Source organism: Pantoea jilinensis, from assembly GCF_019104105.1.
GTDB classification, from domain to species: Bacteria; Pseudomonadota; Gammaproteobacteria; order Enterobacterales; family Enterobacteriaceae; genus Pantoea; species Pantoea eucalypti.
This window is the reverse complement of record NZ_CP077748.1, coordinates 237,159-258,306: the sequence shown is the minus strand read 5'-3', so window position 1 is coordinate 258,306 and position 21,148 is coordinate 237,159. Positions and strand designations below refer to the sequence as shown.

At 53.2% G+C, this 21,148-nt stretch carries 16 protein-coding genes; 8 read left to right on the top strand and 8 right to left on the bottom strand.

The window, feature by feature from the left end; all coding sequences use genetic code 11:
* The first annotated feature begins 27 nt into the window (after nt 1–27).
* Nucleotides 28–411, top strand: a complete 384-nt coding sequence (locus KTJ90_RS20675) for a response regulator transcription factor (RefSeq protein ID WP_003855179.1) — start codon at nt 28–30, stop codon at nt 409–411.
* Nucleotides 411–5,951, top strand: coding sequence for a trifunctional serine/threonine-protein kinase/ATP-binding protein/sensor histidine kinase (locus tag KTJ90_RS20670; RefSeq protein ID WP_499026750.1), 5,541 nt, complete (start codon nt 411–413; stop codon nt 5,949–5,951). Before KTJ90_RS20675 ends, KTJ90_RS20670 begins: the two co-directional genes overlap by 1 nt.
* A 28-nt stretch (nt 5,952–5,979) precedes the next feature.
* Here the strand turns inward: KTJ90_RS20670 and KTJ90_RS20665 are convergent, their stop codons facing one another.
* Nucleotides 5,980–6,600 (bottom strand): response regulator transcription factor, encoded by a 621-nt coding sequence (locus KTJ90_RS20665; protein WP_003855175.1) that lies wholly within the window; start codon nt 6,598–6,600, stop codon nt 5,980–5,982.
* 833 nt (nt 6,601–7,433) lie between these two features.
* On the opposite strand from KTJ90_RS20665, the gene fdhF reads away from it, so the two are divergent.
* Together fdhF and KTJ90_RS20655 are read left to right on the top strand one after the other, a co-directional pair.
* Nucleotides 7,434–10,406 (top strand): molybdopterin oxidoreductase family protein, encoded by a 2,973-nt coding sequence (fdhF, locus tag KTJ90_RS20660; protein WP_499026747.1) that lies wholly within the window; start codon nt 7,434–7,436, stop codon nt 10,404–10,406.
* Nucleotides 10,406–10,891, top strand: a complete 486-nt coding sequence (locus tag KTJ90_RS20655; RefSeq protein WP_140915711.1) for a helical membrane plugin domain-containing protein — start codon at nt 10,406–10,408, stop codon at nt 10,889–10,891. Before fdhF ends, KTJ90_RS20655 begins: the two co-directional genes overlap by 1 nt.
* Nucleotides 10,892–10,907: 16 nt before the next feature.
* On the opposite strand, the gene KTJ90_RS20650 is transcribed toward KTJ90_RS20655, so the two are convergent.
* Nucleotides 10,908–11,318, bottom strand: coding sequence for a GFA family protein (locus KTJ90_RS20650; RefSeq protein WP_003855170.1), 411 nt, complete (start codon nt 11,316–11,318; stop codon nt 10,908–10,910).
* 201 nt (nt 11,319–11,519) lie between these two features.
* On the opposite strand from KTJ90_RS20650, the gene uilS reads away from it, so the two are divergent.
* Complete coding sequence (gene uilS, locus KTJ90_RS20645) at nt 11,520–12,380, top strand: UilS family quorum-quenching N-acyl-homoserine lactonase (RefSeq protein ID WP_003855169.1); 861 nt, start codon at nt 11,520–11,522, stop codon at nt 12,378–12,380.
* A gap of 177 nt (nt 12,381–12,557) precedes the next feature.
* On the opposite strand, the gene KTJ90_RS20640 is transcribed toward uilS, so the two are convergent.
* The 5 genes from KTJ90_RS20640 to KTJ90_RS20620 all read right to left on the bottom strand — a co-directional run bounded on the left by KTJ90_RS20640 (nt 12,558) and on the right by KTJ90_RS20620 (nt 15,854).
* A complete protein-coding gene (locus KTJ90_RS20640; RefSeq protein ID WP_003855167.1) occupies nt 12,558–12,719 on the bottom strand; it encodes a hypothetical protein in 162 nt (53 codons plus the stop codon).
* Nucleotides 12,720–12,770: 51 nt separating this feature from the next.
* Nucleotides 12,771–13,412 carry a DUF1109 domain-containing protein gene (locus tag KTJ90_RS20635; protein WP_003855164.1) on the bottom strand — a complete coding sequence of 214 codons (642 nt, stop codon included), beginning with the start codon at nt 13,410–13,412 and terminating at the stop codon, nt 12,771–12,773.
* A complete protein-coding gene (locus KTJ90_RS20630; protein WP_003855162.1) occupies nt 13,399–13,953 on the bottom strand; it encodes a sigma-70 family RNA polymerase sigma factor in 555 nt (184 codons plus the stop codon). Before KTJ90_RS20630 ends, KTJ90_RS20635 begins: the two co-directional genes overlap by 14 nt.
* Nucleotides 13,954–14,024: 71 nt before the next feature.
* A complete protein-coding gene (locus KTJ90_RS20625) occupies nt 14,025–15,266 on the bottom strand; it encodes a protein-disulfide reductase DsbD family protein (RefSeq protein ID WP_003855160.1) in 1,242 nt (413 codons plus the stop codon).
* A 24-nt stretch (nt 15,267–15,290) separates the two neighbouring features.
* Entirely contained in the window at nt 15,291–15,854 is a 564-nt protein-coding gene (locus KTJ90_RS20620; protein WP_003855159.1) for a peroxiredoxin, read from the bottom strand.
* A gap of 360 nt (nt 15,855–16,214) precedes the next feature.
* Here KTJ90_RS20620 and KTJ90_RS20615 point away from each other — a divergent pair, with 360 nt between their 5' ends.
* Nucleotides 16,215–17,423 carry an aldose 1-epimerase family protein gene (locus KTJ90_RS20615; RefSeq protein ID WP_003855157.1) on the top strand — a complete coding sequence of 403 codons (1,209 nt, stop codon included), beginning with the start codon at nt 16,215–16,217 and terminating at the stop codon, nt 17,421–17,423.
* 251 nt (nt 17,424–17,674) lie between these two features.
* Nucleotides 17,675–18,769, top strand: coding sequence for an alpha/beta hydrolase family protein (locus KTJ90_RS20610; RefSeq protein ID WP_080601083.1), 1,095 nt, complete (start codon nt 17,675–17,677; stop codon nt 18,767–18,769).
* Here the strand turns inward: KTJ90_RS20610 and KTJ90_RS20605 are convergent.
* Complete coding sequence (locus KTJ90_RS20605) at nt 18,675–19,748, bottom strand: helix-turn-helix domain-containing protein (protein ID WP_080601082.1); 1,074 nt, start codon at nt 19,746–19,748, stop codon at nt 18,675–18,677. The two genes, KTJ90_RS20610 and KTJ90_RS20605, sit on opposite strands and share 95 nt — an antisense overlap.
* A 596-nt stretch (nt 19,749–20,344) precedes the next feature.
* Between KTJ90_RS20605 and KTJ90_RS20600 the strand changes: the two genes are divergently transcribed.
* The gene (locus KTJ90_RS20600; RefSeq protein ID WP_003855153.1) at nt 20,345–21,115 is read left to right on the top strand and encodes an ABC transporter substrate-binding protein; all 771 of its coding nucleotides are present in this window, start codon (nt 20,345–20,347) and stop codon (nt 21,113–21,115) included.
* The last annotated feature ends 33 nt before the right edge of the window (nt 21,116–21,148 follow it).

Sequence of the window (21,148 nt, the reverse complement as noted above, 5' to 3'; positions counted from 1 at the left end):
CGGTGAGGCGTTCCAGAGGATACCTGCATGACGTTTCCCCAGCGTATTGTCATCGTCGATGATGAACGCGCGGTCCGCAGTGGACTGAGCAATCTGTTGCATTCGGACGGCTACGTAACCCGATCATTTGAATCCGGTGAGGCATTACTGGCCGATGACGATGCGCTGGTTGAGGCGGGTATGCTTATTATTGATGTTGGCCTTAAGGGCATGTCCGGGTTTGAGCTTTTTACCCTTCTCAAGGCGCGGGCTGATCTGCCGCCGGTAATTTTTATCTCGGCAGATGTGGAAGAAACCACGCTGTGGTATGCCATTGGGCTCGGGGCCATGACTTTTTTGCGAAAGCCCATTGATGTTGATACGCTGCTGACACTGATCCGATGCGAGTTATCTCAGGGAGATGTGCGCTGATGAGCCTTCTTTCAGTTACTTCCCTGGAGAGTGATGACGCAGGGATCGCGATTGAAAATTTTGACATCCTGATGCCGCTGGCACAGGAGGGATGTCTTCTCTGGATGCTGGCGCGCCGCCAGTCGGGTGAGTCACTGATCATCGCCACGGGTAAAAGTGACGACGTCACTTTTCAGGCCACCCAGCGGCTCAAAAATGAGCGTGCTCTGGCTGCGTATCTGTCACCACGCTGGGCCATCACCGCCACCGGCACGACCCGTTATCTTGATCGTTATGCGCTGATTTATCCCACCTTCCCATTTCGCACCCTGGCTAACAATCTTGCTACGCCTCCCGAAAAAATCGCCGATTTCCTGCAGGTGGCATTGCAGCTTTGCTACACGCTGGGTCAGGCACATCATCAGGGCATCGTGCATGGGGATATCAAGCCAGGCCATTTTTTTATTACTGACGATGGCCGGTTCCGGCTGGGCGGGTTTGGACTCGCCTCCCTGGCGGCGCAGTCGGCTGAGAAAAACAGCCTGCGTGCCTCAGGCGGCACGCTGGCCTATATGTCCCCTGAGCACACCGGTCGCACGCCACATCCGGTCAGTAGCCTCAGCGATCTCTACAGTCTGGGCGTGGTGTTATATGAGTATCTGACCGGCAAGCTACCCTTTGGCTCACCTGACGCAGGTGAAGCAGAGTGGATTCATCATCACATCGCCAGCGCGCCCCGGCCAGCTGAACAGGTCAGAGACGATGTGCCGCCGATGCTCTCGGTGATTCTGCTGCGCCTGCTGGCAAAGTCACCCGCTGACGGTTATCAGAGCGTGCAGGGGCTGATGGCCGACCTTCGCCGCTGTCAGGCCACATTGACAGGTGAAAACACCATTGAGCCGTTTACGCCCGGACTGCAGGAGCGTTTTAACACCAGTTTCCGGCCTGAGACTCTGTTCAGTCAGCATCCGCAGGCTCGCGTATTGCTGACGACGCTGGATACGGTCATCCGCACTGGAACACAGAGCCTGGTGATGCTCAGCGGTGTGCCTGGTTCGGGTAAGTCCGCGATTATCGCGAGCGCCCTGAAAACCCTGCAGCACCGACAGATTTTACTGGCCGCCAGCAAGGCCGATCAACATTCGCCGACCGCACCCTTTGCCGCTGTGGCCTCCGCGTTTCGCACGGTCACGCTTTATCTGCTGGGGTTGTCAGCGCCAGAGGTCAGAAAATGGCGGGGCCGGTTGCTGCGTCTGCTGGGCGGCTATGTCGATTTAGCCATTGAGCTGGTGCCTGAATTAAAACAGCTGCTCAATATTGGGAATTTACAGCCAGTAGCGCGCCATGCACTGGACGCCCGCGAGCAGTTCACGCAGATGGCCTCTTCGCTTGTTCAGGCTTTCGCCACGCCGGGCCGTCCGCTGGTTATGCTGATTGATGACGTACATTGGGCAGACCCTGCCACGCTGCAACTGCTGGAAAACCTGATAACCCGAAATGAGCATTTGCCCTTTATGCTGGTGCTCGCCTTTCGGGAGGGTGAATCAATGCCCTGTCCGATGATTGCCGGATTTCTGCTGCGCATCAGGGCCGCCGCACCGCGGGTAGTGGCGCTGACGCCGCAGCCGTTGAGTGTGAAACGCATCGGCCGCTGGCTGGCGCAAATGCTGCATACCCGTCCTGGCGGTAATCGCGAGCTGGCGCAGATCCTTTTCGAGAAAACCGGTGGCAATCCCCTTTCGATGCAGGAGTTCTTCCGGCAGGCGGTAGAGGATGGGGTGATTAACTTTCGTCAAAATCCGCCGAAATGGCATTACGACAGTCAGGCGCTCATGGCGCGTCGTTACACCGACAATGTGGCCACGCTGGTGTTAAGCCAGCTGGCACGGATGCCAGAGACCACGCGGCAGCTCATGGGTTCGCTGGCCTGTTTGGGGGCCAGTGGCGAGCTCTCGCTGTTAGGTCAGCTGAGTGCGATGCCTGTGACGCTGATTCAGCAGCAACTTGAACCGGCTGTCAGCGGTCGTTTTGTCACCCTGACCGGTGGGCACTACGCGTTTACGCACGATCGCGTGCACAACGCGGCGTTATTATTGCCTGACCTGCGGCAGCAACAGCATCTTCATCAGCAGGCAGCGGTCTGGCTATCCGCAGCGGTCGCAAGCGGGGATAACAGTGAGACGCTGTTCCGCGCGGTTTATCACATTGGGATGATTGCTGAGCTGCCACTGACTGTGACAGATCGTGAACGTTATTATCCTCTTTGTCTGCGAGCCGCGCAGGCGTCGAAACGCGCCGGAGATTACCTCTCAGCGCTGCGCTATCTGCGCACCGCCCAGCGACTCAGCCTGCGAATGGTGACCGGTAATGACTTTATGCTGGGCTTTGATGAAGCGGAGTGCGAGTTTCTTAACGGTAATCTCACGTCAGCGCAAACGCTCTGTACCCGGCTGCTACGTGAGCCAGGCACGCTCAGTGAAAAATCAAAGGCAGCCTGTCTTTCTGCTGAAATCCATATGCGCCAGTCTGACAACCATCTGGCGCTGGAAACCGCGCTTGCCTGGCTGGCAGTGTTTGGTGTGCATCTCAAAAGGGATCCGGATGATGTGGAGATCGACGCCGCCTGCCTGGCGATTCGGGCGCGAATCGGCGATTCACCGCAGGATACGTTGAACCGGCTGCCGCTTAACAGCGATCCTGATGTTGAGTCGGTGCTAAACCTGATGGCCAGCACCATATTTGTCTCCGCCTATGACTGCCCAAAGCTCCATTTAATCCTGGTCTGTCAGATGCTGCAGATGACGCTGGACCACGGCATAACCGGTGCCTCTGCGTTTGGTCTGGCCTGGTTCAGCGTGCTGACAGGAGAACGGTATCAGACCTGGCATTTTAGTTATGCCTGCGGTCGGGTGGCCCGCGAGCTGGTGGAGCGGTATGACTTTACCCGTTATAAAGCCCGTACTCTGCTGCCGCTGGATCAGGTGGGGATCTGGACACAGCCGCTGGACGTCGCCATTGAATGTGCCCGTGAAAGTTTTCGCGTCGCGGTGAAGTATGGCGATCGCTCTTTTGCCTGTCTTTCGTTGCGTCATCAAATCATGAACACGCTGACACGCGGCGATCACCTGGAGTCCGTGATGACCTCACTTGAGCGCGGACTCGCCTTTACGCGTAAAACGGGTTATCCCGACGTTGAGAACGTGCTGCTGATGCAAAAGCAGCTGGTGATGCAACTGCGTAACAGCAGTGGGTTCAGAGCAGGCGAGCGCGACCAGGCTTTGCCGCTGGTGGCCGGCAGTGAGCCAGGTCCGATCTCCGGCCATAAGGCGATGGTGCAGTTCTGGGCGGGCCTGTATCGGGGAATGGCCCATTACTATGCCGGTGAATATCGTGATGCGCTGCGCTGTCTGGAAGAAATCCAGCCATTGATCAGCGCGGTGCCTGCTTATATCTATATGATGGATATGCATTTTTATACTGCACTCTCCCTGAGTCAGCTGTCTGAAACCACTGATAGCAGCGCGCTGCGCATTCATCTCGACAAGTTTGCTGGCTGGACGGAGCTTAACCCCGGTTTATTTGCAGACAAATATGCCTTGCTGAGGGCAGAGTGCGCCCGGCTTGAGGGCGACACGGGTGAGGCGCTGAAGCAGTATGAAAATGCCATTCGTCTTTCCCGGCAGTCTGGATACCTGCACATTCATGCGCTGGCCAATCAGCTGGCGGGCCGCTACTGCAAAGCCTTGCAACTCGATACCGCGGCAGATGCCTACATCAAAGTAGCAATGACAGGCTGGGACAACTGGGGAGCGCAGGCGATGGTGCGCCAGCTGGAGCAGCACTATCCGCACCTGGCCGCACCGGTGCAAAACAGTGCGCTGGCGACGATTCCGTTTACGCAGGATGCCGCTTTCTACGATCTGGAAAGCGTGCTGACCGCCGTGCGCGCTCTGACGGAAGAGATCAATCTTGATCGGTTGATTCACACCCTGATGCGGATGCTGCTGGAGCGGGCAGGTGCCCAGCGCTGTCGCCTCATCCGGATTCTGGATGGCAACCTGCCAGAGACACAGGCCTGGGCAGAAAGCACGGCTGATGGCGTGCGGGTTCAGATTGTCAAAGAGCGGCCTGACGCAAATGACCTGCCGCTATCGGTGCTGTCAGCAGTGATCCGCACGGGTCAGGAGATTCGCACCAGTAAACCGGAGGTATTCAGTCCGTTCAGTCAGGACCCCTATCTGGTGGCTTCAGGCGCGGCGGTGCTTTGTGTGCCGATGTTCAGGCAGGCCAACATGGTCGGGGTGCTCTATCTGGAAAATCGCCTGATGCCCGATGCGTTCACCGCTGAGCATTCCCACATTGTTAAAACCCTGAGCGCGCAGGCGGCTGTTTCCCTGGAGACGGCGCGACTCTATGCGGAACTGCTGGAGGAGAACAACCATCGGCGTCGGGTTGAGAAACAGCTGCGTGCCAGCAAGACTTCGCTGATGCTGGGCGAGAAAATCAGTCATACCGGCACCTGGCGCTGGGAAGTAGCCGAGGACATGATGATAGTCTCTGAAGAATATGCCCGGATACTGGGACTGCCAGCCGAACAACATGGACTGTCGATGGCAGACTTCCTGACCCGCGTTCATCCTGATGATTATGAATCTATCAGCGAACTGGTGACGCACAGCGTCAGTCAGGGACGCAGCATGCAGGCAGAGTTTCGGGTAATCAGGTCAGACGGTGAATGTCGCTATATCAAAGGTATTGGGGAGCCGGTAAACAATTTCCCTGAGGTGAAAGAGTACTTTGGCACCATTTCAGATATCACCTCGCAGCGTATGGCGGAAGACAGTGCGCGCATGGCGCAGGCGGACCTGGCGCGTGTTACGCGCGCCACGACCGTCGGGCAATTGACAGCCTCCATCGCTCACGAAATCAGCCAGCCGCTGATGTCTATCGTGGCTAATGCGGGTGCCAGCCTGCGCTGGTTGAAGCGTGAGCCGCTGATGCTGGAAAACGCCAGCAGCGGTTTAGATGAGATTATTAAAGAGGGCAAACGTGCCGGGGAGATTATTCGCGGCCTGCAGGCGCTGACCCGTAATCATGAATCGAGCTTTGCTTTGGAAAACCTCCATCTGATCGCCCGTGACATTCTGGCGCTTTCCCGTGTAGAGCTGGAACGGCGGGGAGTCTCGCTGGAACTTAAATTCAGGGCTGCTAAAGCAGAGATTTTCTGCGACCGCGTTCAGATCCAGCAGGTGCTGCTGAATCTGGTGATCAATGCGATCGATGCTATGTCCGACGATCTGCCGCGCGCGGCGCTATTGCGCCTGACGTCAGAGAATCCCACCCCTGATACGCTGCGGTTTGAGGTGCTGGATAGCGGCTGCGGATTAAGTGATGACGTGCGGGAACGGCTTTTTGAGTCATTCTATACCACCAAAAAAAGCGGTATGGGCATGGGATTAACGATCAGCAAAGGGATCATCAAAAAGCATTCTGGTGAGTTAGGCGCAGAAAACCGGCCGGAAGGTGGCAGCCGTTTCTGGTTTACTCTGCCATTGGGTTGAGCGAGAGGAACAGGTCGACTGCCGGGTTTCAGCGGCGTCGGCTATGTTCAATATTGAGCCGCTCTGCCGCCCGCACCAGATCGGTGAGCGAACGCGCATTCATTTTTTCCATTACCCGTCGCTTGTGGACTTTAGCCGTAATTTCACTGACGCCCATCTCTGCAGCAATCTGTTTATTCAACAGACCGCTAATCGCCAGCAGCATCACCTCGGATTCACGCGGCGTCAGGGTCTGATGCCGCTGCACAATTTCCCGCCGTTCCTGAGAAGAGGCCAGATTCTGCTCTGCAATCTCTAAGGCTTCCGCGACCGCCTGCAAAATACGCTCAGGTTCGACGGGCTTAGTCAGGAACTCATAAGCGCCAGTTTTCATCGCCCGCACGGTGACCGGAATGGTCCCGAAGCCGGTCAGGAAAATCGTGGGAATAGCATAGCCACGATCGATCAACGCCTGGGCGACATCAAACCCATCTGCGCCAGGCAGATTAATATCCAGAATCAGGCAACAGGGAAGGGGCGTTAACGCGTGAGACAGGAAATCATCAGCTGAAGAGAAAGAGATAACCGTGTAATCGTCGGCGATGAGGAGATTAGTGAGTGCAGAAGTCACCGCGGCGTCGTCATCAACGATATATACGATGGAATTCATAAAGACCTCATTTCAGCCAGCGTTTTAATGGTCACGGAATTAAGCATGACGCGCAAAGAGACCCGGATAAAAGGGCATCGGGCGGGGTTAAGAGGATATTACCATAACGAAAATCATTATCATCTTATAATTAACAGCTTGTTAAAATTCGGATAACTCACTGATTGAAATGGCTAAAATATACACTAATTACCGTGGCGTGGCTCAGGGCTTTCTGGCTAGAGAACGCATACGTTTTTATTGAAACGCCATATCATTGCAATGTATTCATGATCGGATAATGACAAGGAAAACTGTGCAGGTCAGGTGCGTAATTAATCCATAAGCTGTTCAAACGGGTTAAACCGTTTCAGCATGCCTTAATACCCAATTCAATGGGGACGGCACTGAATGGATTCAGATATTAACTGGTACAAATTCCAGAGGGATTCGATAGTGGATTAATCGACAGGTTTAATGAGAGAGAACCAGGTTAATGCTGATGTTTGTACGGGGTCAGAAAGGAATATCAAACTGCTCACCATATAGTTACAACATACAAATCATTTCATAGTTAACCTTATCATCAGCCATCGGGTGCTTATCGCTTAGCAATACAAAAATGCCGATAACGGTGATTCCTGCCGTCCTGCCGTAAGGGAAAACATGACGTGGTTCACGTGGTAAGAAGTCATTACATTTAAAAAACCCTTAACAGTCAGTAAGTAACCCTGATAAGCGTAGCGGTATTCATGGCGCGGCTGCTAATCCTCACTAAGCTTGTGAAGCAACCCTCAAAATTCAGGGATATTTTTCCAGCAGGACGCTATTCGCAATGACGCCATGAGGCTTATATGAGTGAAAATTACTGCACCATTCTCTTTAATGGTGAACGGTTAAAAGGGTTAGCTAATCAACCGCTAATCGACTTTCTGGATGCTCACGGGAAAAAACTACCTCATGTCTGTTACCACCCGGCGTTGCCGCCGCTGCAAAGCTGTGATGTCTGTTGGGTGGATGCCAATGGCGAGCGGGTTCGCGGCTGCACGCTTCGCACTGAAGAGGGGCTCTCGGTACAGAGTGAAGGTACTGCGCTGAGGGCCGCGCAACAGGAGGGAATGGATAGACTGCTCAACCGTCACGAGCTTTACTGCACCGTCTGTGAACACAACACCGGTGACTGCACGCTGCATAATACCGTGGCTGATATGCACATTCCGATTCAGTACTATCCTCATCAGCCCAAACCCTACGCCAAAGATCACTCTAACCCGTTTTATACCTACGATCCTGACCAGTGCATTTTATGCGGTCGCTGCGTCGAGGCGTGCCAGAATGTGGAGGTCAATGAGACACTCTCTATTGACTACACCCAGGCACATCCCCGCGTGCTCTGGGATGGCGGCACAGAAATCGCCGGTTCCAGCTGCGTCAGCTGTGGACACTGCGTCACAGTGTGTCCGTGTAATGCATTACTGGAAAAGACCATGCAGCCTGATGCGGGTCCGTTCACTGCAATGGATGAGGGGTTGAAGCGCCCGCTGATCGATTTCGTCAAAACGATGGAAAACAGTATCGGCATGGGGCCGATCACCGGCGTCTCCAACATCGATGTGGCGCTGAGGCAGTCGGAGATTAAACGCACTAAAACGGTCTGCACCTATTGCGGCGTGGGCTGCAGCTTTGAGATCTGGACCCGCGATCGTCACATCCTGAAAATTCAGCCGGTGGCGGACGCGCCCGCTAATGGCATCTCTACTTGTGTTAAGGGTAAGTTCGGCTGGGATTTTGTTAATAGCCCGGCGCGTCTGACGACGCCCTTGATCCGCGAAAATGGCCGGTTCCGGCCCGCCAGCTGGGATGAGGCGTTGCAGCGGGTAGCTGAAGGATTGCAGGGCATCGCGCAGAATTATGGTGGCGATGCGATTGGCTTTATTGGCTCCAGCAAAGCCAGCAACGAAGAAGCCTATCTTACTCAGAAAATCGCCCGCTTAATCTTCGGCACTAACAATGTCGACAACTCCTCGCGCTATTGTCAGAACCCGGCGACAGAAGGGCTGTTTCGCACCGTGGGCTACGGCGGTGATGCGGGAACGATAAAGGATCTGCAGGAGAGCGAACTGATTGTGCTGGTCGGCAGTAATCTGGCCGAGAACCATCCGGTGATTGCGTCCCACATCAAACAGAGCCACAAACATCGCGGTCAGAAACTGCTGGTTGTCGATCCGCGTCGTCATGAAATGGCGGAACGGGCGGACTGCTATCTGCGCATCCGACCTGGCACGGACCTGGTCTGGGCCTCGGCGATGGCGAAATATATGTTCGACCACGGTTATGCCGATGATGCGTTTCTGGCACAGCGGGTTAATCAGGTAGAAGAGTATCGCACCTCGCTTGATACCTTTACGCTCGACTATGCCAGCGAGATTTGCGGTCTGAGTGAAGCCGAACTCAAAGAGTCGGCGGAGATGATCGGACACGCGGGTAGCGCCTGCATATTGTGGGCGATGGGGATTACCCAGCACAGCCACGGAGCAGACACCAGTACCGCGCTATCGAATTTGCTGCTGGTCACCGGCAACTATGGTCGGCCTGGCACGGGCGGCTATCCGATGCGCGGTCACAACAATGTGCAGGGCGCCAGTGATTTCGGCTGCCTCAGCAATCGCTATCCAGGCTATGAAAAAGTCACCGACGCGTCGATCCGGGAAAAATGGGCGCGCGCGTGGGGCGTCTCTCCTGATGCGCTTTCCGATAAGGCTGGCGCCGATAACTTCAAAATGGTGCAGCAGGCCGGTGAAGGTAAAATCCGTGCAATGTACATCACCGGGGAAGAGACAGCGTTTGCGGATGCCGACGCCACATCGGTGCATGCCGCCTTCAGCAAGCTGGAATTTATGGTGGTTCAGGACATCTTTATGTCGCGTACCGCCGAATTTGCCGATGTCGTGCTGCCCGGTGCGCCCAGCGTGGAGAAAGAGGGCACCTTTGTGAATACCGAGCGGCGCATTCAGCATTTTACTCCTGCCATGAAGCCACTGGGTGATTGTCGTCCTGACTGGCAAATCTTTACCGATCTCGCGGCGCGTCTTGGACATCCATGGCATTACCCGAATCCCGGCGCGATTATGGCCGAAGTGGCGGGCATTGCAGCGATTTTCGCGGGTGTGAGTTATGAGCAACTGGCAGGCTGGCAGTCGCAACTCTGGCCGGTTAACGCTGAAGGTGAAAGCACACCCCGTCTCTATACAGAACGGTTCAATTTCCCGGATGGTAAAGCGCGCCTCTATCCGCTGAGCTGGCAGCCGCCCGCTGAGCAGGAGGATGCCGAATACAATCTGCTGCTGAACAATGGCCGAATGCTGGAGCATTTCCAGTCAATGAATCAGACCGGGCAGGGTGGCCGCATGATGTCATTGTCGCCTAATGCCTTTGTTGAGATCTCACCGGAACTTGCAGCCTCGCGCGCGCTCATTGAAGGTGAGTGGGTACGGATTACCTCGCGTCGGGGATCGCTGGATGTGCCAGTGGTTATTACAGACCGTGTGGCGGGTAACGTGCTGTTCATGCCAATTCATCATGGTACTGATGGCGTTAATGCACTGACTGGTGAACATCACGATCCTGACGTCAACACGCCCGCTTACAAAGAGATCGCTGTCAACATGACGCGCGTCGATCGACGCCCGCAGCCTAATCCGGTGCCGCTACACAATTTCCGTCATGGTAGCCGAACACCCCTGGATCACCTGCCGATTGAGCAAAAATGGCAGCAGGCAGGTTATCGTGAACCGCCTGAACACGTTGAAAAACCGGAGAAATTTTAATGGCAGAACGGATGAAGTATCAGGTCCCGCCCACACGCACCGAGCCCACTGCCCGGGAGGCAATGGACGAGTTGCTTGAAAATCTCCACCAGCAGGGTTTTCTGCGGGTGGCGAACGATCTCGTTAAATCAAATAACGACGTGGGGAAAATTCTGGTCTCAGGTCTCAATCAGCCCGGCACCCAAAATGCGCTGCAAAACCTGTCACTGTTGATGATGACGCTGGGCAGCGTGCCGCCAGAGCGTTTTAATCACTTACTGCTGGCGGTGCGTGATGCTGCAATGGCCGTTAAGCCGGCTCGGGATGAGGCGCGGCAGGAAAAAGCCGCGCCGGGCATCCGTGGCATCATCCGCTTACTTAATGATGAGGATCTGTGGCGTGGACTGCGGCCACTCTTCGCGGCACTCGAGGTTTTCTCTCAGCAGATTGACCGTGAAGAGGAGAAGCCAATCACACGCTTTAGCGGCAAGCCCAGCCGGGAGTAGTAAAGGCAGCGGTGATTCAGGATTGCGTGGGGGTATAGACCAGATGACCGGCTACACCGCCCGCGCCGCCATCTTTAGGGTGGTTGATACCATCAGAGACCGGCACATCCGTGAAATCAAACGGTGAAACGCCCTCAAGACAGGCGACATTAACCCCAAACTGATCGGGCTGTGAGCGGCTCTGATGAAAAGTATAAATGCCGCAGACGGAGCAGAAGTAGTGGCCCACCTCTTTGCTGTTGAAGCGATATTCTGTGAGGTGCGCTTCACCCTGCGTCAGCTCAACGTTGGTTGCAAACACCACTACCGCGCCGCGCATCCGGCAAAACGAGCAGTTGCATCGGCGCACCGTGTTAAAGCCATCCTTTAGCGTCACCTTATAGGCAACGGCACCACAGTGGCATTGCGCTGTCATTTCATTCTGCATCATGATCTCCTGTGTAATGAAACACCCAGCTTTCAGCCTACGCCAAAGCCCGGGTTTTAGCAGCATCGGAGGCGGATTTGTCCGCATTTCAGACAAAAGGTGTCAGCAGTCTGATCTGGATCTAAGTAAAAACGGTGGGGATGTGAAAGGGTGCTAGCTGAATTTTCTGACCTTTAACCTCAGCAAGGAGCATGACTCACGATGGAATTATCTACCCACACACTGCCGGAAGGCATTGTGCTGACGCTGCGTCAGCCCACAGCGACCACTAAATCCCCGGTGATTATTCTGTGTCACGGCTTTTGCGGAATCCGTGAGATTTTACTGCCTGCGTTCGCAGAGGCGTTTACCCAGGCAGGTTTCGCGACACTGACATTTGACTACCGTGGATTTGGTGACAGCGAAGGCGAGCGGGGTCGTCTGGTGCCTGCGATGCAGATCGCTGATATTCTCTCGGTCATCACATGGGCAAAACAGCAACCGGCGCTGGACCCGAGCAGAATAGGTTTATGGGGCACGTCTTTTGGCGGATGTCACATCTTTGGCGCGGCAGCGAATAACCCGGATGTGAAATGTGTTGTCAGCCAGCTCGCCTTTGCGGATGGGGAAGAGATTGTCACCGGGCAACTGGACGCGACGGAGAAGGCGGGCTTTATTGCTACGCTGGAGAAGATGGATCAAAAGCGGCAGAACAGCGGCAAAGAGATGTTTGTGGCCATTACTCGCGTGCTGAACGATGAAGAGTCAAAAGCGTTCTTTGAGGAGAACCGGCATAAGCATCCGAAAATGGACATCAAAATCCCGTTTTTAACCGTCCGGGAAACGCTGCACTACAAACCCGCGATCAATGCCGCGAAGGTCACCTGTCCGACACTGGTCGTGGTCGCCGGTCAGGATAGCGTGAATCCGCCGGAACAAGGGCGTGCGCTGTTTGATGCGGTCGCCGCAACCAATAAGCAGCTCTTTGTGGCCGAAGAGGCCCGTCATTACGATATTTACAGCGGTCAGCACTTCGCGTCTGTGATAAAGGTGCAGACGTCGTGGTTCGCGGCGCATTTGTAACCTGAAGCAGGCTCGCTTCTGCGTGGTGTTCGCTGACCTCTGTCGCGCGCCGGCAGGAGCGAGTTGATTCCGTGCTGAACATTGCGCAGGTTCACACCCCTCTCTTCAGCCTCAAACACCTCATGCCGTTGTTTATCACGCTTTTATTCCACGACCCGCGTTGCGATTTCATGCCATTTAGCCACGATAAATCGCGCCGTTAAAACCGGTCAGCCCGGCCTCCGGATTCATGGCACAGCCGCTAATAAATGCCTGATCAGATAGAATTCCCGGGATCTGGTCGATCGCGGTTTGTCCGACCGTGCCGTCCGTGATCTTCTGTCTCTGCCCGCCCGGCATAATCCTGACGGAAACCTGATTGAGTTGGTTGCAGAGTAATAAACAAAGTCATTACTTTCCCAGCTGAATCCAGCGGCGTCCGGCCAGCACCGTCAGCGCCACAATAGTAATGCCTGCGGCCAGATGCATAGAGAAATCAATAATATGCAGATGAGTGTCATGACACAGCGACAGCAGCATTGATGAGGTAAACGCGCAGCCGCAGCCGCTCAGCGCGAGACTGCGCGCGGGATAAAGTGAACGGGTGCGTTTCAGGGCGATCACCGACATCAACATCATCGGCACGCTGGCCGACAGCATAAACAGATAGCAGTGTATCCCCTCACCAAACCGACCAGCACCTGCTGGCGGGGCTTCAGGTGACATATTGATCAGATTTAGCCCCAGCCACAAAACAGCCAGCAGTAGCGGCCAGCGCGGACTGATCGGTTTCCTGCCTGCAATGCTCAACGTAAAGGCTGCCGCAAGTGTGCTTCCCGCGATGATGAGAGACAGCAGTACGGCAACCAGCGCGAAAAACGCGCCGGGCTGCGACCAGTCAGTAAACCGGCTGTGAAACGCCCAACTGGTCAACGCGCCACAAGGGAGGGCAAGCGCGATCCAGCCCGCGACGCGCCAGGCCACAGGCCAGACGCGCTGCACCGGCTGCGCAGAGGCGCTGAGCTGATCAATTAACTGGTCATGATTTCTCATGCACACCCCGTCCATATTTTCTAAGATTGACCATTGCGCGATGCAACAGGGATTTAACCGCTGAGAGAGACTGATGGGTTTCAGCAGCTGCCTGCGCCAGACTCTGCTCACGCAGATGTACGGATTCGACAATCTCCCGCTGGCGTAGCGGAAGGATATCCAGATAACCGGAGAGGATATCGTTATCAGACTGGAGTTCACTGCTTTCAGCCGGGCGTCTTTGCAGCGCTTCCTCATCCTGTACTTCCTGACGTCGACCATGCTGACGCAACGTATCAATGGTCCGTGCAGAAGCAATTGCTGCAACCCAGGGCAGTATCGGGCGCTGCGGATCGTAGGTGTGGCGAACCCGATGGATCGCCAGCAGCGTCTCCTGAATCACATCTTCGACTAGCACTTCGTCACGGATTTTTTTGCACACTAATGCACGGATGGCCGGAACCATCGCTTTCAGTAACTGGTTATAGGCTGCTCTGTCGCCCGCCTGCGCCCGTGCCATCAGGGCAGGCCACTGCTGTGCGCGTGGATCAGTCTCTGACATTCGTCATCAGCAGTTCAGCACACAGTGACAGTGGCCTGGAAACGTCCCAGGAAATCGCTTAGTCAATCGTCTCAGGTTTTCTTTCCTTTTTCCGTTGCCTGATCGAGCGCTGAAATGACAATGCCCGGCGTCAGGACCTGCGGTAGTACTACCGGTTTTCCGCCGTCAGCCGGGTAGACCACGTAGAGCGGCAATCCGCCGCGTCCGAAATCACTCAGCGCCTGTTCAACATCAGGATTATATTTGGTGGAGTCTGCAACCATGTAAATGGTATTCGTCCGCGCCATTGCGGCCTTGACCGCCTGCGTCGAAAGTGAAGTGCGATCGTTTACCTGGCAGGTAATACACCATGATGCCGTAAAATTCACCAGGATAGGCTTGCCCTGACCTTTAATCGCGTCGACATTCTGCGGCGACCAGGAGACCGTCTCTGCAGCCTGTGAAGCGGTTTCCGTTTCAGCAGGCGCGCTGGCAAAACGGTTCAGGTTCAGCAAAGGCACGACGACGAGTGCCAGGAAGAACACAGTTGCAACATGCATTACAACATGGCGCTGTCCCATCATACGGCGTTTCTGTGCCATGCCATACAGCCAGGCGGCAAAACTAAACAGCAAACAACAGACCAGAATCGCCGCCAGCGCTGCCGAGCCTGCCTGACGTTCCAGAACCCAAATCAGCCAGCCCACCGCGCCCAGCATAGGAAACGCCAGGCCCTGTTTCAGCGTGATCATCCAGGCCCCCGGTTTAGGCAATATGCGCGCCAGCACCGGGAAGAACGATATCAGGGTAAAAGGCGCAGCAAAGCCCAGCGCCAGCGAAATAAAGATAATGAGACTAATCAGCGGAGGCTGGGTGAGGGCATAACCCACCGCGCTGGCCATGAATGGCGCACTGCAGGGCGTCGCAACGATGATGGCCAGTGCACCGGTCAGGGCTGAACCCATTAACCCTGCACGATTGCCGCCCACTTCGCCAACGCGTTGAACCGACAAGCCGACCTCAAACAGACCGAGCAGATTCAGTGCTGAACCGAGCATCACCAGAATTAACGCGGCGATGACCAGCGGCGATTGCAGCTGAAATCCCCACCCAACGGACGCACCACCCGCTCTGGCCAGCAGTAATAGTGCTGCCAGGGCGACCATCGTCAGGACCACGCCCAGCAGAAATGCCAGGCCCTCTGCGCGGGCGTGAGAGGGCGATTCGTGATGGCGGATCAGGCTCAGTGCTTTCAGCGAGATTACCGGAAACACGCAGGGCATGAGGTTCAGAATAATGCCACCCAGAAAGGCAGCTGCAATCGCAGTCAGCATGATATACCTGCTCAGAAGATGAAGTTATGCCGGATTGGCCTGACGATATTTTTTAACAGCATCCATCGCTTTCTGAATATGCGTATCAGGATTTTTGTCGGTGAAGCTCAGCAGAATCTTGCCATCCGGCGCGATCACATAAGAGGTGCGGTCGGACAGTTTCTGACCTTTCATCTCCATGGTGCTTTTGTATTCAGCCGCCACTTTAGCGCCAGGATCGGCTGCCACGGTGAATTTGTCACGGCATTCCAGCTGAGAGAATTTAGCAATCTGATCGGTATTGCCGGCAGTGACACCAATCACGGTCGCACCCTGTTTTTTAAATTCATCGGACGCTTCGGCAAAATCATGCGCTTCAAGCGTGCAGCCAGCGCTGAACGCCGCCGGGAAGAAGTAGAGTACAACCGGGCCTTTCTTCAGAGCCTGCTGCAAAGAGAAGGTGGTCGATTTACCCGCCAGTGCGGCGTCGAGTTTGAAGTCTGGCGCTTTTTCACCGACCTGTAACGCCGCAAAGGCAGATGTTGCCGGAACACTCAGTGCCAGCAGCGTAGCGACGGCCAGGGTTTTCAGGGTGTTTTTCATTGGCATTTCTCTCTCCATTGACGAACAGACGGGGTTGCCTGACGTCTCTGATAAAAGGTTCGTTCAAAAATGGAAAAAGTTGCGGGGTTTTGAAATATTTTTACGATTTATTCGATTTAGGTGGTCTGGCTGAAAGGGTCAGGGAAATGCTCACAAAGCTGAATCGAATACAGCTAAGTCCGGATTTAACATTAAATTGGTCGCGATTATTCCTTTTTGGCTGCTTAATTATGTGATTTAACCCGCATTTATTCCTCTGGACGTTGCCGATTTACCGGCAGGTGAGCGTCGTCACGTTTCTGGTGAGCCTCAACCAGTAAATTCCGCTTAACGTATGAAAAAACGATTCAGCAAATGAGGTAAATAATGAAAATTAAACTGGCGTTAACGGTAGTAGCGGTTCTGGTTTCTGGTTCTGCAGCCGCAAAAACATGGGTGCTGACGAGTGCTGAACAGGGCACAGATCAGGGAAACTGGCAGATTTCCAGTAGTGAGCTGAAGTTTCAGGGCAAGCCGTTCAGCATCGAGCAAAAAGTTCTGCACGGCGGCAAACAGGAAGGCAGTAAAACGCTGACGATTCGCAGTCAGGATGGCCTGACTATCACGCTCAGTCCCACCCGTGGCATGAACCTGCTGCGCGTCGAAGGCTTTGGTACGCGTATGGGCTGGGATTCACCGGTCAAAGAGGTGGTCAATCCTGCTTACATCAATCTGGAAAGCCGCAACGGCCTGGGCTGGCTGGACGGTTTCAATGAAATGATGGTGCGCTGCGGCTACGAATGGACCGGTCATCCGGTGACTGACCAGGGCCGCATCTACACCCTGCACGGTAAAGCAGGTAACACGCCGGTTTCACAACTGGAAGTTGAAGTGGCAGATGCAGCGCCCCATGAAATCCGTATTCGTGGCCTGATTAAAGAGAGCACCTTCAAGAAAACCGATTTGCAGACGATGACCGAACTGCGTTACGTGCCAGGCAGTAACAGCTTCAGCCTGCATGATGTGTTAACTAATCACGCTGACTATCCGCACGATTACCAGATCATCTATCACAGCAACTTCGGTAAGCCTATTCTTGAAGAGGGTGCACGTTTCCTGGCACCGATGTCCGGCATCAGCCCGTTTAATGATTACGCAAAAGCCGGATTAAAAGACTGGCAGACTTACAAAGGGCCGACCAAAGACTTCGATGAGATGGTATTCAACATCAAACCCCTTTCTGACAGTAATCATCAGACCGTAGCTGCAGTGATAAATAAAGCCGGAAACAGCGGCGCATCCATTCAGTTTGATACCCGCCAGCTTCCAATGCTTACGCTGTGGAAAAATACCGACACCTTAAAACAGGGCTACGTGACCGGTATTGAGCCGGGCACCAGTTATGCTTATCCGGTCACGATTGAGCGCGAACAGAAACGCGTTAAGCAATTGCAGCCCGGTGCCAGCACCTCGTTTGATCTGACCTATACCTTGCTGCATAACAGCCAGCAGGTGAATGACGTTGAGAAACGCATTAAAACTATTCAGGGTGATACAAAGATTGATGTGAGTGAGACGCCGATAGCGAAAGAGTAATAGCAGAACGCCCCGGCATATTGTGTCGGGGCTTTTTTCAGGAGAGGGTCAATGATTTCTGTAACTTCATAATTACTACTGCTGGAAGATTCTGACCCGCCATGGTGTATTGTCGCCGCTATCAAGTTTGGATGGCTGCATAATTAACCGCCATTTTTGCACTTTTAAAGACCTGGATCGTGTAAAAGGACGCATCGGTGCCTTGCTGCCCGTTATTAATAGGGCTCATTCATCACAGCAGGGCATTCATCATGTTGTTCAGAGCAGCGTTTATCGCATTATCGGTTTTAATCATCTCTTTGCAGGCTCATGCAACGCCAGGCTTCCGCCAGGTGACATTAAAAGGGGATCAGGGAGTGCCCCTGAACGTAGCCGTTTGGTATCCGGCGGCGGTGCAAAAAGGAGTCAGTGAAACGGTTGGAGGGAACGCCGCCTTTGTCGGCACGGACATTATCCGAGATGCTGTACCCGCATCTGGAAAACATCCACTTTTACTCATTTCACATGGGTTTAATGGCAGCTGGAGGAATCTCTCCTGGCTTGCTTCAGCAATGGCCGCGCAGGGATATATTGTGGCTGCACCTGATCATCCCGGCACGACGACTTTTAACCACAATCCTGAAGATGCCAGAAAACTATGGCGGCGCCCTGGTGAAATTTCACGGGTAATTGATTTCGTCAGTCAATCTTCAGAATTAACTGGCACAGTAGACCCGGCGCGCATAGCTGCAGCAGGTCATTCACTTGGCGGATGGACAGTCATGTCGCTGGCTGGTGCACGTTTTGATCCGTTACGCCTCCTGCATGACTGTCAGCGACACGTACTTCGCGGAGACTGTAAACTGACAATCAGGCTTGGAATAGATGACGCTTCAGCCCGCAACGTTTTTTTATCTGACTGGCAAGATAAAAGAATTAAAGCCGTCGTGTCACTTGATGCTGGTTTAGCACCAGGTTTTACGCCCGTAAGCCTTAGCAAAATTAACATACCCGTACTTATTCTGGCGGCAGGCAACGGTATGGTGGGCGAACTTCCAGCGCCTGAGGAATCTGAATATCTTGCTAATCAAATGCGTGTATCATTGCGGAAATACATCCTCATTAAAGGCGCAACACACTTCAGTTTTATGCAAATATGTAAACCCGGTGCAGAGAAAATTATTGATGATGAATCTCCGGGCGATGGCATTGTTTGCCATGACGATAAGGACGCGGACAGAACCGCGCTGCATCAGACGATAACGACTGAAATTACAGTTTTTCTGAATTCTGTACTGAATTATCAAGCGCCTGCTGGCGAAATAAACGCGGGGAAAGTCCTGAAAGCCGCTGAAACTCACGATTAAAATTCGATTTAGTCATAAATCCGGACTCCAGCATGATATGGGTAACGGGTAATGATGTGCTAAGCAGGAGTTCTTTTGCCCGTTCAACCCTGAACCCATTGATCCACTGAGAAACGTTGCATTGTTTGACAGAGTTAACCGCTGCAGAAAAATTGCGGGCGGGTACGCCGGTTTTTCTTGCCAGAAGAGCCAGGGTCAGATTGGGATCAAGATAGAGCTCAGATTCATGGATCTTTTTTTCCAGCACAATATATAACTCAGTCATATCAGCTGCTGGCGCTTTTTCATCGGTGGTATCTTTTTCCTGCCTGATATCTGGCTCAAATTGTTGATGCGAATTTATGAAGTTGTAAATAATCACACCAACAATCGGTAAGAGCAAAAGTTGAGTGATGAGAATTATTAAAGCGGCATGCTTTCCGCCACTGATATCAAAATCAATTGCGATGAGAAGATCTGTCAGTGCCGACAGGCAGAGAAAGCTTCCTGCGAAGAACGTCAGGCTAGCTTGCTGAGGGATCTCTTTCAGGCGATTGAATTTTAGTTTTTGCTCATTCACAAAAGCTTTTTTGAGCAGTCCAACGCCGTAGCTGAAAAAAAGCAGGCTGAGAATGAAGTCAGTCACAGGAGCCCAAACCAATCTGATCGCCAGCGATACGAGGACTGGCACAATCATGACGAATAAGTCATGTTTGCGTTTGTTGTCGTTAAGTGGGACAAAAGTGTGCCATGCAATCGCAGGTAATAGCATGGCCATAACAGACTGCAAATCCCTCAGAAAGTGAGAATCGTATTCCCAGCGAATGGTATTCAGTGAAACCAGGATGATGCAGGCCGAAAGGAAACGCAGTGCGCCGTTATTGCATGGTTTGCCAGAAAAGACTGTTGCCATCAGCAAAAATAAAGCAAGCAGGGTAATGACAGGAAAAGGCACTGAGAGCATAGGTACAGAACCAGAGCTGTAAATTTCCTGAATCATTACATAATCGACCACAAGTTGTCTTGTCTGGCCTTGGATGTTAAGTAAGGTCCTGACTAAGAAGAAACCGGCCTTAGTCAGTTTTGAACGTCATTGAGCTATTCAGGTATGGAAGGGTAACAGGAGTCACGCTGGCATCTGTAATTTAACATAAGATAGATTGTGCGCATCAATGGTATAGAGGCAATGCTGACCTGGCCATCCTGGGCAACCTGCTGATAACCCCCCAACATGAGCTCTGAATGCCCTCTGAAAAAGATTCGTTTTTAAATCCTACTTTCTGCGTAATCTATCTGCTTTGATAAATCCGCTACTGCCTGATCAAAACAAACTTCTTCTAAAACCAGAATTCTGAATCAGAGCTTTGATTTTTGCTGTTGCCTGACCTGAGCAGGCCCAGACCCTCATCCCGATTTATATCTGAAATTACCATCAGCATTAAGCAAAATTTAACGCCGTACAAAGATTCGCTAACTCACTTAATATTATAAGATTTTACTCTGGATGAATGCTGCTTATCTCTGGTGGGAAATGAACCTGCATGTTATTTGATTAAGGTGTCGTGCTTAAATTCACCAGCCTTCGGGAAATAAAACATGAAAAAGAGCTTATCTCTCGCATTACTGTTTTCGCTTACCGCGTTCACCCAGGGTGCATGGGCACAGCAAACGCTGCGCTTTGGTGTGGACCCTACATTCCCGCCGTTTGAATCTAAGGCGGCTGATGGGTCATTACAGGGTTTTGATATCGATATTGGTAATGCCATCTGTGCTCAGGCAAAGGTGAAGTGCCAATGGGTGCAAATGGGTTTTGATAGCAGCATCCCTGCTCTCCAGGCGAAGAAATTTGATGCCATCCTGTCAGCTATGTCGATGACCGATAAGCGCCGTCAGCAGGTGGCGTTTAGCGACATGTTGTATAACACGCCAAGTGCCCTGCTGGCACCGGCTGACAGCAAGCTGACGACCGACGTTGCTTCTCTGCGCGGTAAGACCATCGGTGTGGCTCAGGGCACCATCCAGGAAACGTACGCCAAAACTAAATGGGAGTCACAAGGCGTCAAAATCGTCTCGTATCCTAATCAGATGGAAGTCTATCCCGATTTGGTCGCCGGACGTCTTGATGGCAGCCTGGCGAATGCGGTCTCCGCTGAACAGGGATTCCTTACCTCACCGGAAGGCAAGACGTACGCCATTAAAGGAACACTGGTGGATAAAGTCATTTTTGGTGATGGCGTAGGTATTGCGTTACGCAAAGGCGATGAAGCGAATCTGAAGATGATCAACACGGCACTGGCCGAGCTTCATAAAAACGGAACTTATGATCAGCTCACTAAAAAGTACTTTAAATTCAAAGTTTATCCCTGATTACTGTTGTGTGACGAATTCTGGAAGGTAGAG

Coding starts and splice junctions, on each gene's coding strand:
- KTJ90_RS20675 (WP_003855179.1), top strand. CDS start 28: ATGACGTTTCCCCAGCGTATTGTCATCGTCGATGATGAACGCGCGGTC.
- KTJ90_RS20670 (WP_499026750.1), top strand. CDS start 411: ATGAGCCTTCTTTCAGTTACTTCCCTGGAGAGTGATGACGCAGGGATC.
- KTJ90_RS20665 (WP_003855175.1), bottom strand. CDS start 6,600: ATGAATTCCATCGTATATATCGTTGATGACGACGCCGCGGTGACTTCT.
- fdhF (WP_499026747.1), top strand. CDS start 7,434: ATGAGTGAAAATTACTGCACCATTCTCTTTAATGGTGAACGGTTAAAA.
- KTJ90_RS20655 (WP_140915711.1), top strand. CDS start 10,406: ATGGCAGAACGGATGAAGTATCAGGTCCCGCCCACACGCACCGAGCCC.
- KTJ90_RS20650 (WP_003855170.1), bottom strand. CDS start 11,318: ATGCAGAATGAAATGACAGCGCAATGCCACTGTGGTGCCGTTGCCTAT.
- uilS (WP_003855169.1), top strand. CDS start 11,520: ATGGAATTATCTACCCACACACTGCCGGAAGGCATTGTGCTGACGCTG.
- KTJ90_RS20640 (WP_003855167.1), bottom strand. CDS start 12,719: ATGCCGGGCGGGCAGAGACAGAAGATCACGGACGGCACGGTCGGACAA.
- KTJ90_RS20635 (WP_003855164.1), bottom strand. CDS start 13,412: ATGAGAAATCATGACCAGTTAATTGATCAGCTCAGCGCCTCTGCGCAG.
- KTJ90_RS20630 (WP_003855162.1), bottom strand. CDS start 13,953: ATGTCAGAGACTGATCCACGCGCACAGCAGTGGCCTGCCCTGATGGCA.
- KTJ90_RS20625 (WP_003855160.1), bottom strand. CDS start 15,266: ATGCTGACTGCGATTGCAGCTGCCTTTCTGGGTGGCATTATTCTGAAC.
- KTJ90_RS20620 (WP_003855159.1), bottom strand. CDS start 15,854: ATGCCAATGAAAAACACCCTGAAAACCCTGGCCGTCGCTACGCTGCTG.
- KTJ90_RS20615 (WP_003855157.1), top strand. CDS start 16,215: ATGAAAATTAAACTGGCGTTAACGGTAGTAGCGGTTCTGGTTTCTGGT.
- KTJ90_RS20610 (WP_080601083.1), top strand. CDS start 17,675: ATGTTGTTCAGAGCAGCGTTTATCGCATTATCGGTTTTAATCATCTCT.
- KTJ90_RS20605 (WP_080601082.1), bottom strand. CDS start 19,748: ATGATTCAGGAAATTTACAGCTCTGGTTCTGTACCTATGCTCTCAGTG.
- KTJ90_RS20600 (WP_003855153.1), top strand. CDS start 20,345: ATGAAAAAGAGCTTATCTCTCGCATTACTGTTTTCGCTTACCGCGTTC.